Here is a 12,517-nt window from a genome sequence, read left to right as displayed (position 1 = left end):
GACAACCCGATCATTTGGACCCGTCGGCTTGGCCGGCGGGTCTCTTGTTTGCGCGGACCGGGGCTCCTCGCCGATGATGTTGAAGCCCGCCCGGCCTTGCGCTACCTGCAGAGCATGAACGCTACACCCGTCCATGTCATCGGCGGCGGCCTCGCCGGCTCCGAAGCGGCCTGGCAGATCGCGCAGGCCGGCGTGCCCGTGATCCTCCACGAAATGCGCGGCGTGCGCGGCACCGACGCGCACAAGACCGACGGGCTCGCCGAACTGGTCTGCTCGAACTCGTTCCGCTCCGACGATGCCGAACTGAACGCGGTCGGGCTTCTGCACGCCGAGATGCGGCTTGCGGGCTCGCTGATCATGGCCTGCGGTGACGCCCACCAGGTGCCGGCCGGTTCGGCGCTGGCCGTCGACCGCGACGGGTTCTCGCAGGCGGTGACCGAGAAGATCGCCGCCCACGCGTTGATCACGGTGGTGCGCGAGGAAGTGGCCGGCCTGCCTCCCGAAGACTGGGACCAGGCGATCATCGCCACCGGCCCGCTCACGGCGCCGTCGCTGGCCGAGGCGATCGCCGCCGAGACGGGTCAGGACGCGCTCGCCTTTTTCGATGCGATCGCGCCGATCGTCCATACGGACACGATCGACATGACCATCGCCTGGCACCAGTCGCGCTACGACAAGGTCGGGCCCGGCGGCACGGGCAAGGACTATATCAACTGCCCGATGAACGAGGCGCAGTACAACGCCTTCATCGACGCGCTGCTGGCCGGCGACAAGACCGAGTTCAAGCAGTGGGAAGGCACGCCCTATTTCGACGGCTGCCTGCCGATCGAGGTGATGGCCGAGCGCGGCCGCGAGACGCTGCGCCACGGGCCCATGAAGCCGATGGGGCTGACCAACGCGCACAGGCCCGACGAAAAACCCTATGCCGTCGTCCAGCTTCGCCAGGACAACGCGCTCGGCACGCTCTACAACATGGTCGGCTTCCAGACGAAGCTGCGCTACGGCGCGCAGGCGGACATTTTCCGGATGATCCCGGGTCTGGAGAACGCCGAGTTCGCGCGGCTCGGCGGCATCCATCGCAACACCTACATCAATTCGCCCGTCCTTCTGGGCCCGGACCTGACCCTGAAGTCGCGGCCTGGCCTGCGCTTTGCCGGCCAGATCACCGGCTGCGAGGGCTATGTGGAATCGGCGGCCATCGGGCTGCTCGCCGGCCGTTTCGCGGCCGCCGAACGGCGCGGCCAGGCGCTCGACCTGCCGCCGCAGACGAGCGCGTTCGGTGCGCTGCTCGGCCACATCACCGGCGGGCACCTGACCGCCGACGACGAGCCGGGCAAGCGCTCGTTCCAGCCGATGAACATCAATTTCGGCCTGTTCCCGCCCCTGCCCGACGGCGCGATCCGCAAGCCGGACGGCCATCAGGGCCGGTTTCGCGGCAAGGACAAGGCGATGGCCAAAAAGCGGGCGATGACCGGCCGGGCGATCGCCGACGCCAGAGCATGGCTCGGCCTCGAGGCGCCGATCGCCGCCGAATAACGCGTACGCCGTTGACGCACGGGCCGCATGCCGCCAATCATGTCGTCAAAGGCGACACGAGGGGGCTATTCGGGTCGATGCGTTCTCGGAATACGATTGTTTCTGGCTCGGTCGCCATCATTGCGGCCTTTGCGGTGCCCGCTCATGCCACCACCGTCGGCTGCGATGCCGACACACGCGCGGTGATGGTCGACGTGAACCATGCCGTGCCGATGCGGCAGAACGTGATCACCGAAATGGGCGACACCACGATCGAGAGCGCCGCCCTTTCGACGCCAAACGGGCGCGGCATGGCGCTCGACGCGAACGACAATCCCGTCAGCCTCTGGATCGGCGGGCGGTTCTATACGACCGGCGATGGTGGCGAAACGTGGACCTTGTTGCGTGAGCAGTCCGACGCGGAAATGGACCAGCAGGCCGCCAATCTGCACAAGCAGGCCGAGGAGGCGACGGGCTTCATCTGTGACTACGACATCGCGCTCGATGGCAGGACGGTGCACCGGTTCGAGGCGGAGTATGTGCTCATACCCTCCGGCGTTCCCGCCCGAAGCCGCTACTGGGTGGACGCCGAGACCGGATTTCCATGGAAGGTGATGCACGAGTTCGGCGGCGACGCGCCCATGACGATCACGCAGCAGAACGAGCCCGCGCCGGATCTGACCATCCCCGATCCGGAGCGCTGAGGGCTCATCGGACGACAAGGCCTTTGCCGATGGCCCTCGCCAATCCGTGACTTGCCCGTGTTCGCCCACCGGTGCTTTGTCGGCACTCCAGTCGCAGACCACCGGGGGAAATCATGCTCGTACCACGCCAGAAAGTGCCCGACCTTGTCGTTCCGACGCTCGATCACGGCATGTTCGACCTGTCCAGGCAGGACGCCGAGCGCGGCACGGTGATCTGTTTCTATCGCGGGCTGCATTGCCCGATCTGCGCGAACTACCTGACGGAGTTCGACAAGCAGGCTCCGGAATTCGCCAAGCGCGGGGTCGGTGTGCTCGCGCTGAGTTCCGATGACGACGAGCGTGCCCGCGCCATGGCCGACAAGATCGGCAACAAGAACCTGCGCTTCGGCTACGACCTTTCGCTTTCGAAGGCGCGCGAATGGGGGCTCTACATCTCCACCTCGCGCGGGACGACGTCGATCGGCATCGAGGAGCCGGCGCTGTTCTCCGAGCCCGGCCTGTTCATGGTGACGCCGGCGCAGACCCTTTACTACGGTTCGGTGCAGACCATGCCGTTCGTGCGTCCGCATTTCCGCGAGCTCGTCTCCGCGCTCGATTTCACCATCGAGAAGAACTACCCGGCGCGCGGCGAGTATACGGGCGAACTGCCGCAGACCGCCGCGGCCTGACCGGACAGGGTCGCCCTATTCGGCCGGCACGCGGCGTGCACCATTGCCCGCCTCGTTCACGCCGTCACGGCCGCCCGGCAGCCCCGGCATGCCCGCCTGGTCGGGATGGCGGGCCACATAGTCCGCCTTGATCCTTGCGGTGTCGGCGCGGCTGCCGTCATGGCTCCAGCCGGGCGGCATGACGATGTAGCCGAGCCGCTCTCTCAGCGTCAGGCCCGGCCGGCTCGCATCGGCGAACATCGCCCACCATTCGTGAAACGCCACCTTGATCGGGTTGAACGTGCCGATGTTGCGCACCAGCCCGTAGCGCGGCATGTCCTCGTCGAGTTCGGGCACGAAGGTGCCGAACATGCGGTCCCAGATGATCAGCGTGCCGGCATAGTTGGCGTCGAGATATCGCGGATTGGTGGCGTGATGGACCCGGTGGTGCGAGGGCGTGTTGAAGATCGCCTCGATCGGCTTCCACATCCTGCCGATCGCCTCGGTGTGAATCCAGAACTGGTAGACGAGGTTGAGCCCGCCGACGAAGGCGATCATCACCGGGTGAAAGCCGATCAGGACCAGCGGGATGCGCAGGATGAACATGCCGGTGAAGGTTCCCGTCCAACTCTGCCTGAGCGCGGTCGACAAATTGTAGTGCTGGGAGGAATGGTGATTGACATGTTCGGCCCACACCCAACGGGCGCGGTGCGCGATGCGGTGGTACCAGTAGTAACGCAGATCATCGAGGATGAAGCACAAGAGCACAGCCCACCACGAAAAGCCGAAATCGTGGATGCGGAACTGCCAGGCCCACATCAGCACGCCGAAGGCGATGAAACCGAACAGGAGGCCGGAGACGACATTGCCCGTGCCCATCAGCAGCGAGGTCAGCGTGTCGCGCGTCTCGAAGCCGGCCTTGCGCTGGTCGGCGAAGCGCTTGAGCAGATACAGCTCGGCAATGATCGCGATGATGAAGAACGGGATCGCCACCTGCGTGACGTCCGGATAGTTCGGAATGAGCTGGTCGAGGTTCATCAGGCGGCTTTCGAAACGGGAACGACGGACAGGCCGAGCGCGGCCATCGCCTCGGCGCGGGCCTCGGCATCGGCGAAGCGGATCGCAAACGGCGGCAACGTCATCTCCCCGGTCCTGAGCAGGATCGACCGGCTGTCCTGCAGCTCAATCATCGCGGCGAATTCGGCGTGCGTGTACCGGCGGGTCAGCGCCTTCGAGCCGACGGCGTGGACCAAACCGATATCGCCGCCCTCCAGCGCCAGCAGGGCATCGAACCCGTCCGCGCTCAGCACGCAGTGCCGGACGCCCGCATCCGGATAGTCCTCGGCGAAGCGGTTGCGCACGGTTGCCTTGTCGTCGATCGGCGTCGGCCGCGAGCCGCCCGTCAGATGCACGAGCAGCACGATCAGGCCGATCCCGAAACCGACGATGGCGACCAGGACCAGGAGATTCATGGCCTCACCTCCCCGACACAGGAGACAAGTATAGCGATTTTGACGTAAACGTCAAAGAAGAAGGCGATGTTCAGAAACCGAACGCGCGGCGGGTCATCGCCCACTGCACGGTCACCGGCGAGAGCGCAACGGGCGTGGTGCGCGACCTGCCCCCGGCCTTGTCCGCGCGCGCGAAGACGGCACGCGCGACACCGAGCACGGCGAACGGCGAACGCAGCGGCTTGGGCACCTCGGCCAGCGCCCTGTCGGCGCGCGCAAGATGGTCGCGGCCGAGGGCGATGAAGGCGCTGACGGCACGCCCATGCGCCGGATCGTCGGCCTCGGCCAGCCAGCCGCCCGAATCCGTGCCGGCGGCGGCGAGCAGGTCGGCGGGCAGATAGACCTGCCCGCGCGCGCGGTGCACCGGCATCTGTCGGATCAGGTTGGCGATGCCGTAGGCGACGCCGGCATGGCCGGCCGCATCGGCCGTCGGCGGCGCCGCGCCGCCATCAAGGATCTGACAGGCCATCTGGATCAGCGCCGAGGCGGTCTCGCCGAGATAGCCCTCAAGATCGGTGCGCGATGGCATCGGGTCATCGTAGAGATCGAAGATGCGCGCTTCGAGCAGATTGTCGAGGGCCGTCGCAGGCAGGTCATAGCGGTTGATGGTCTCCAGAAGCGGCGCTGCGAGGGGGTGCTGGCCGGCCTCGTCGGCGCGGTCGCCGTCGATCACCTCTCGCCACCATTGCAGGCGGATCTCGCCGGGCAGCGGTTCGGAGACGATGTCGCGCAGCCGCGCTGTCTCCGCGTTGAACAGGAACAGTGCCGCCAGCGCGGCACGATGGCCCTCGGGCGCAAAAAGCACCGACAGGTAGCGCTCGCGATCGGCCTCGCGCAGCTGGTTCAGAAGATCGCCGGAGGTATCGCCCATGGGGCCGATATGGCACCGGTGGATGGTGTTGGCCAGTGGGGTGGGGTTGAGCGGACGTCAGACGGTGCGTCTTGCTTGATCGGTCAGGCTGGGGCGGTTGTTCGGCGGCTTCCTTCTCCCTGCGGAGCGGGGAGAAGGATACGAGACACAACGAAGCGAAGCTGAGTTGATGTCGCAGTTGGATGAGGGGCCGCTATTTGGGAAGTGCCCCCTCACCCAGTTGCGGCTAGTTCGCTTACGCTCACAAGCCTCACATCCCTCTCCCCGCAAGCGGGGCGAGGGAGGCGGCGTGCACCCTACCTCGCCTCCTCCACCGCGATCAGCGCCGCGGCGACGGCGCGTTCCTCGGCGAGCAGCACGTTGAAGGTGCATACGGCGGCGCCGGTCGCCATGCCCGGCTCCGTCATACCGGGACTTGATCCCGGTATCCACGGCGCCTTCTTCGACGCCACGCCGTTGCCAGTTTGCGAACCGCGCCGAAGTCGATGCCACTGGATTCCGGAAACAAGTTCCGGAATGACGCGGCGCAAGGGGCGCCGTGCGGCGCTTTGGGGTCCAGTCCGTCTGCGAAATCAAGCGATTCGTAACGAGTTGGGAGAACTCCGGTTCAGGCGTTCAGCGCGCCTCCTCCACCGCGATCAGCGCCGCCGCCACCGCGCGTTCCTCGGCGAGTAGCACGTTGAAGGTGCGCACGGCGGCACCGGTCGCCATCGTCTCGGTGACGATGCCGTGCTCGGTGCGCAGCGTGTCGCGCAACGCCTTCGGCAGCACGCGCAGGTCCGGCCCGCAGCCGACCAGCAGCACCTCGATCTCGTCGGCGTCGGCGACCACCTTCTCAAGGCGCGTGAGGTCGATGTCCTCGAAGGTCGCCGCATCCCAGCCATAGATGCCCGATGGCAGCGCCAGGATCGAGCCGCGATGGCTCATCTCGGCGAAGCGGAAGCCGCCATTGCCGTAAGCGTCGATCGGCGCGCGGCCCGGAAAGTGCGCATCGCGGATCTCGATGCCGGCGCGGATGGAGTGGGCCACGACGCGCCTAAGCCGTGTCCATGTCGACGGGCGCGGTGTTGGCGGTCGCCGCCTTTTCCTTTTTCGCCTCGTCGTCCTCCTGCGACAGGGCGCCGGGGCGCAGGCGGAACATGATCAGGATCGGCGCCGCGATGAAGATCGACGAATAGGTGCCGATCACCACGCCGAAGATCATCGCCGAGACGAACGAGCGAAGCACCTCGCCGCCGAAGAAGAACAGGGCCAGCAGCGCCAGAAGCGTCGTCACCGAGGTCAGGATGGTGCGCGGCAATGTCTGGTTCATCGACATGTCGAGCAACTCGGGAATCGGCATCTTCTTGTATCGTCGCAGATTCTCGCGCACGCGGTCGTAGACGACCACGGTGTCGTTCAGCGAATAGCCGACGATGGTCAGGATCGCCGCGATACTCGACAGGTTGAATTCGAGCCCGGTCACCACGAACATGCCGATGGTAAGAAGCACGTCGTGCGTGGTGGCGATGATCGCGCCGAGCGCGAACTGCCACTCGAACCGCAGCCAGATATAGATCAGGATCGCCGCGAGCGCGGCGAGAACCGCGATGGTGCCGGCGGTCGCCAGTTCGCCCGAGACGGTCGGCCCAACAACCTCGACGCGGCGGATGTTGTAGTCGTCCTCGAGCACGGCGCGCACCTTGGCGATGGCGCTCTGCTCGGCATTGTCGCCACCGCCCTGGCTCTCGATGCGTATCAGCGCGTCGCTCGGCGCACCGAAGCCCTGCACCTGGACGTCGCCCAGATTGAGGTCCGAAAGGTCCGTGCGGATGGCGCCGATGTCGGCCTCGCCCTCGATCGCCTGTACCTCGACCAGCGAGCCGCCCTTGAAATCGATGCCAAGGTTCATGTTGACCGTGGCGAACAAAGCCATCGAGGCGACCACGACCAGCGCCGACAGGGTGAAGCTGTAGCGGCGCAGCCACATGAACTTGATGTGGGTGTCGGGGCGCAGATGCCTGCCAAGGCCGAGCGGCAGTTCCTTGGGTTTGCGGCGGCGCAACCAGAAGGCCATCATCCAGCGCGTCAGGATGAACGCGGTGAAGACGGTGGTGACGATACCGATCGCAAGGGTCACCGCGAAGCCGCGGATCGGCCCGGAGCCGAGATAGAACAGGATGATCGCGGCGATCAGCGTGGTCACGTTGGCGTCGACGATCGTGGTGAAGGCGCGCTGGAAGCCCGCGTCGATCGCCTGGATCAGACTTCGCCCGCCAAGCCGTTCCTCGCGGATGCGCTCGAAGATCAGCACGTTGGAATCGACGGCCATGCCGACCGTCAGGACGATGCCGGCGATGCCCGGCAATGTGAGGGTCGCGCCGAGCGCCGAGAGCGCCGCGATCACCAGCGTGATGTTGATCAGCAGCGCCAGATTGGCGATCAGCCCGAGAAAGCCGTAGGCGACGAACATGAAGCCGACGACGAGGATCGCGCCGATGATGCCGGCGATCTCGCCGGCCGCGATCGAATCGGCGCCAAGCGAGGGCCCGACCGTGCGCTCCTCGACGAAGGTCGGCTTGAGCGGCAGCGCGCCGGCGCGCAGCAGGATGGCGAGATCGTTGGCGCCATCGACCGTGAAGTTGCCTGATATCTGGCCCGAGCCACCCAGGATCGGCTCGCGGATCACCGGCGCGGAGATGACCTGGTCGTCGAGCACGATGGCGAACGGACGGCCGACATTCTCCTGCGTGGCGCGGCCGAAGCGCTGCGCGCCGGTGCCGTCGAAGCGGAAGGTGACGATGGGCTCGTTGGTGCGCTGGTCGAAGCCGGCCTGCGCGTCCTCCAGGTTCTCGCCGGTGACGATCTCGCGCGTCTCGAGCACATAGGGCACGGGCGGATCGTCGGTCGAATAAAGAAGCTCGGTGCCGACCGGCGGGCGCGACTGCAGCGCCTCCTCGGTCGAAACGGTCGTGTCGACCATCTGGAAGGTCAGCCGCGCGGTCGTGCCGATCAGGTCCTTGAGACGCTCGGGATCGCCGAGCCCGGGCACCTGCACGATGATGCGATCGGCGCCCTGGCGCTGGATCACCGGTTCGGTGGTGCCCAGTTCGTCGATCCGGCCGCGAATGACCTCGACCGTCTGGCTGAGCGCGCTCGCCATGCGGTAGTCGAGCCCCTGATCGGTGATGTCGAGCACGAAACGGCCATCGGCGCCCTCGTCGATCGTGACCTCGCGCACCGTGCCGCCGGTCAGGACGCCGGTCTGGATCGGCGTCGTCAGGTCCGAAAGGGCCTCGCGCGTGGCCTCCGCGTCGGCCGGATCGCGCAGGGTGAAGCTGACCCGCTGGCCGCGACCGGACAGGCCGGTGTAGCCGATGCCTTCGGCCCTGAGCGCCCTGCGCACTTCGTCGGCGACGCTTTCGAGCCGCTGTTCGACGAGATCCTGCCGGTCGAGCCTGAGCTGCAGGTGCACGCCACCCTGAAGGTCGAGCCCGAGCGCCAGCGTGTCGTTCGGGATGATCTCCGGAAGGCTGTCGCGGACCGACTGCGGATAGAGGTTCGGCAGCGCGAACAGCACGCCGACCGCGACCGTCAGCCAGATCAGAACCGTCTTCCAGGGGGCGAAATAGAGCATGTCAGATCATGTCCCGAAACTGTCCGTCGGCCAAGGCCTGCCTGCCGGCGCCGCCTGGCGAAATTGGGGCGTGTTGTCGTCCGCGCGCGCTGGGGCGCGTCGCAGGCGCCGACCCTAGCCCTTCTTGGCGTCGTTGGCCGCGACCGGCTCGCCCTTCACGCGCACATCGGCGACCATCGAGCGCAGCACGCGCACCTTGGTGCCCTGCGCGATCTCGACCTCCAGTTCGCCCTCGTCCTCGTGCACCTTGGTCACCTTGCCCACGACGCCGCCGCCGGTGACGACGGTGTCGTTGCGGCGGATCGCGGCGAGCATTTCCTCGCGCTTCTTCATCTGCTGGCGCTGCGGGCGGATGATCAGGAAATACATGATCACGAAGATCAGAACGAACGGCAGCAGGCTCATGATCAGGCTTGGCCCCTGGGCCGCGCCGCCAGCCTGTGCGAACGCCGGTGAAACAAACATCAAACAGAACTCCATGGAACGGTTCGGCCCGCAGCGGGCCTTGAAATTTGCCGCGAATATAGTCAGGCAAAGCCCCGATGCAACCGAAACCGGGGACAATCGGCCGGCCGTGCCGGACCGGTGCCGAGCCCGACAGGATCGCATGAACCGGACCGATGCCGACATCGCCACCACGCTGAGCGACAGGCTGGACAGGCTCGTCGCCGCGCTCGACCGGCTGGCGCCGCCACCCCCGCCGGACCCCGATCTTGCCGCGGCGGACTGTTTCATCTGGGATCAGGGCCATCTGTCGGCCGTGCCGAAGGTCAATCGCATCGACATCGGCCTGATCAAGGGCGTCGACCGGGTCCGCGACATCCTGGTCGACAACACGCAGCGCTTCGCACGGGGGCTGCCGGCCAACAATGTGCTGCTTTGGGGCGCGCGCGGGATGGGCAAATCCTCGCTGGTCAAGGCGGCTCACGCGGCGATCAACGCCGCCGGGGCCGAACCGCCGCTCAAGCTGATCGAGATCCACCGCGAGGATGTCGACGCCCTGCCCCGGCTCCTGACCCGCATCAAGGCCGAGCCATTCCGTTTCATCGTCTTCTGCGACGATCTGTCCTTCGACCAGGACGACACGTCCTACAAGTCGCTGAAGGCGGCGCTCGACGGCGGCGTCGAGGGCAGGCCGGACAATGTCATCTTCTATGCCACCTCGAACCGGCGGCACCTGCTGCCGCGCGACATGATCGAGAACGAGCGGTCGACGGCGATCAATCCGTCCGAAGCGGTCGAGGAAAAGGTGTCGCTGTCGGACCGGTTCGGCCTGTGGCTCGGCTTTCACAAATGCTCGCAGGACGAGTATCTGGCGATGATCGACGGCTATGTCGCCCATTACGGGCTCGATGTGGAACCCGAGGAACTGCGCCGCGATGCGCTCGAATGGGCGACGACACGCGGCGCCCGTTCGGGGCGGGTCGCCTGGCAGTTCATCACCGACCTGGCGGGGCGGCTGGGAACGCGGCTGGAGGGGTAGCGCCAACCCTTCTCCCCGTGTGCGGGGAGAAGGTGGCCCCAAGCGCAGCGAGGGGACGGATGAGGGGCGGCGCCATCGCTCGACACGTCAAACCGGCGCCCCTCACCCAACTGCGACCAGCGCTCGCATCGCTCGCGCGGTCTCGTATCCCTCTACCCGCCGAGCGGGGAGAGGGAAAAGCGTGTCGCGCCCCTCCCCGCCATCCACGGTCTTCCGTCGACATTGCATTCCGTGATGCAACCGAGAAACGCCCGCTACGAGAACCGGCGCTCGCAGTTTATCACCGATCTGGCGGGGCGGTTGGGGCAGCGCCTGGAGGGGTGACGGCACCGCCGTCATCCTCGGCCTTGAGCCGAGGATCCATTCCGTGATGCCAACGAAAAGCGCCCGCTCACGAAGAGCGGGCGTGCTTAGGCAGCGGAAGGGAATGGACCCTCGGGTCAGGCCCGAGGGTGACGAACCAAGGTTGGCCCGCCACCCTTGGTTCGTCACTCCGCCGGCACGGCGAACTGGTTCATCGTGTTCTCGGTGCCGCCGGCCTTCAGCGCCGCCTCGCCGGAGAAATACTCCTTGTGGTCGTCGCCCATGTCCGAGCCGGCCATGTTCTGGTGCTTGACGCAGGCGATCGTCTGGCGGATTTCCTCGCGCTGGACGTTCTTGACGTAGCCCAGCATGCCCTGCTCGCCGAAATATTCGCGGGCGAGATTGTCGGTCGAAAGGGCGGCCGTGTGGTAGGTCGGCAGCGTGATCAGATGGTGGAAGATGCCGGCCTGCCGCGCCGCGTCCGCCTGGAAGGTGCGGATGCGCTCGTCGGCTTCGGCGGCAATATCCGATCCGTCATAGTCGACGCTCATCAGCCGGTCGCGGTCGTAGCTGGAGACGTCCTTTCCGGCCTCGACCCAGGCGTCATAAACCTGCTGGCGGAAGTTCAGCGTCCAGTTGAAGGACGGCGAATTGTTGTAGACCAGCTTGGCGTTCGGCACCTCGGCGCGGATGCGGTCCACCATGGACGCGATCTGGCCGATATGCGGCTTCTCGGTCTCGATCCAAAGAAGATCGGCGCCGTTCTGCAGCGATGTGATGCAGTCGAGCACGACGCGATCCTCGCCCGAACCCTTCCTGAACTGGAACAGGCCGCTCGGCAGGCGCTTCGGGCGCATCAGCTTGCCGTCCTGGCGGATCAGCACGTCGCCGTTGCCGATCTCCTCTTCCGACACCTCCTCGCAATCGAGGAAGGAGTTGTACCGATCGCCGAGATCACCGGGCTCGTTGGAAACCGCGATCTGCTTGGTCAGGCCGGCGCCGAGCGAATCGGTCCTCGTGACGATGATGCCGTCATCGACGCCCAACTCGAGGAAGGCGTAGCGGCAGGCGCGGACCTTGGCGAGGAAATCGGCGTGCGGCACGGTGACCTTGCCGTCCTGGTGGCCGCACTGCTTTTCGTCCGAGACCTGGTTTTCGATCTGCAGGGCGCAGGCGCCCGCCTCGATCATCTTCCTGGCAAGCAGATAGGTCGCTTCCTCGTTGCCGAAGCCGGCGTCGATGTCGGCGATGATCGGCACGACGTGCGTCTCGTGATTGTCGATCTTCTTCTGGACGGCCGCCGCCGTCACCTCGTCACCGGCGTCGCGCGCCTTGTCGAGCTCCCGGAACAGGCCGCCCAGCTCGCGCGCATCGGCCTGCCTGAGGAACGTGTAGAGTTCCTCGATCAGTGCCGGCACGGAGGTCTTCTCGTGCATGGACTGGTCGGGCAGCGGGCCGAACTCGGAGCGCAGCGCGGCGACCATCCAGCCCGAAAGATAGAGGTAGCGGCCCTTGGTCGTGCCGAAGTGCTTCTTGATGGAAATCATCTTCTGCTGGCCGATGAAACCGTGCCAGCAGCCCAGCGACTGGGTGTAGTTGGCGGGGTCGGCGTCGTAGGCGGCCATGTCCTGGCGCATGATCCTCGCCGTGTAGCGGGCAATGTCGAGGCCGGTCCGGAACCGGTTCTGAAGCCGCATGCGGGCGACATATTCGGCGTTGATGCCGTCCCACGGCGTCCCCTGCGCCGAGATCAGGTCGGACGCGGTCTGGATTTCTGTCTGGTAGCTCATGGTCGGCTCCTTGGCATGGCGTCCCGGCGTGTCGGGATCGCGTCGGAATTTGTAAAAGCCTGTCATAGCCTCGGTCA

11 protein-coding genes are annotated in these 12,517 nt (G+C 66.3%); 4 read left to right on the top strand and 7 right to left on the bottom strand.

From position 1 onward, the window contains the following. Positions 1 to 114: 114 nt before the first annotated feature. The 3 genes from trmFO to E0E05_RS08580 all read left to right on the top strand — a co-directional run bounded on the left by trmFO (position 115) and on the right by E0E05_RS08580 (position 2,887). Positions 115 to 1,536 carry a methylenetetrahydrofolate--tRNA-(uracil(54)-C(5))-methyltransferase (FADH(2)-oxidizing) TrmFO gene (trmFO, locus tag E0E05_RS08590; protein WP_192900458.1) on the top strand — a complete coding sequence of 474 codons (1,422 nt, stop codon included), beginning with the start codon at positions 115 to 117 and terminating at the stop codon, positions 1,534 to 1,536. 77 nt (positions 1,537 to 1,613) lie between these two features. Continuing rightward, a complete protein-coding gene (locus E0E05_RS08585) occupies positions 1,614 to 2,219 on the top strand; it encodes a hypothetical protein (RefSeq protein WP_131616333.1) in 606 nt (201 codons plus the stop codon). A gap of 113 nt (positions 2,220 to 2,332) precedes the next feature. Then, positions 2,333 to 2,887 (top strand): peroxiredoxin-like family protein, encoded by a 555-nt coding sequence (locus E0E05_RS08580; protein ID WP_131616332.1) that lies wholly within the window; start codon positions 2,333 to 2,335, stop codon positions 2,885 to 2,887. Positions 2,888 to 2,902: 15 nt separating this feature from the next. Here the strand turns inward: E0E05_RS08580 and E0E05_RS08575 are convergent, their stop codons facing one another. The 6 genes from E0E05_RS08575 to yajC form a co-directional block, all read right to left on the bottom strand. Further along, positions 2,903 to 3,904: a sterol desaturase family protein gene (locus E0E05_RS08575; RefSeq protein WP_131616331.1), complete on the bottom strand. Its 1,002-nt coding sequence runs from the start codon at positions 3,902 to 3,904 to the stop codon at positions 2,903 to 2,905. Continuing rightward, a complete protein-coding gene (locus E0E05_RS08570; RefSeq protein ID WP_131616330.1) occupies positions 3,904 to 4,338 on the bottom strand; it encodes a hypothetical protein in 435 nt (144 codons plus the stop codon). Before E0E05_RS08570 ends, E0E05_RS08575 begins: the two co-directional genes overlap by 1 nt. A gap of 70 nt (positions 4,339 to 4,408) precedes the next feature. Further along, entirely contained in the window at positions 4,409 to 5,248 is an 840-nt protein-coding gene (locus E0E05_RS08565) for a phytoene/squalene synthase family protein (protein WP_131616329.1), read from the bottom strand. 615 nt (positions 5,249 to 5,863) lie between these two features. Beyond that, positions 5,864 to 6,265 (bottom strand): Mth938-like domain-containing protein, encoded by a 402-nt coding sequence (locus tag E0E05_RS08555; protein WP_131617960.1) that lies wholly within the window; start codon positions 6,263 to 6,265, stop codon positions 5,864 to 5,866. A gap of 19 nt (positions 6,266 to 6,284) precedes the next feature. Further along, on the bottom strand, positions 6,285 to 8,864 hold the full coding sequence (secDF, locus tag E0E05_RS08550) for a protein translocase subunit SecDF (RefSeq protein WP_131616328.1): 2,580 nt from the start codon (positions 8,862 to 8,864) through the stop codon (positions 6,285 to 6,287). Positions 8,865 to 8,978: 114 nt separating this feature from the next. After that, a complete protein-coding gene (yajC, locus tag E0E05_RS08545; protein ID WP_131616327.1) occupies positions 8,979 to 9,329 on the bottom strand; it encodes a preprotein translocase subunit YajC in 351 nt (116 codons plus the stop codon). Between the two features lie 142 nt (positions 9,330 to 9,471). Between yajC and E0E05_RS08540 the strand changes: the two genes are divergently transcribed. Continuing rightward, positions 9,472 to 10,347 carry an ATP-binding protein gene (locus tag E0E05_RS08540; protein ID WP_131616326.1) on the top strand — a complete coding sequence of 292 codons (876 nt, stop codon included), beginning with the start codon at positions 9,472 to 9,474 and terminating at the stop codon, positions 10,345 to 10,347. Between the two features lie 488 nt (positions 10,348 to 10,835). Here E0E05_RS08540 and E0E05_RS08535 read toward each other — a convergent pair whose 3' ends face one another. Then, a complete protein-coding gene (locus tag E0E05_RS08535) occupies positions 10,836 to 12,440 on the bottom strand; it encodes an isocitrate lyase (protein WP_131616325.1) in 1,605 nt (534 codons plus the stop codon). Positions 12,441 to 12,517 lie beyond the last annotated feature (77 nt).

It is taken from the genome of Roseitalea porphyridii (genome assembly GCF_004331955.1).
In the GTDB taxonomy this organism is placed as follows: Bacteria; Pseudomonadota; Alphaproteobacteria; order Rhizobiales; family Rhizobiaceae; genus Roseitalea; species Roseitalea porphyridii.
The sequence above is the reverse complement of the archived record's forward strand: the minus strand, read 5'-3'. Positions and strand labels throughout refer to the sequence as shown.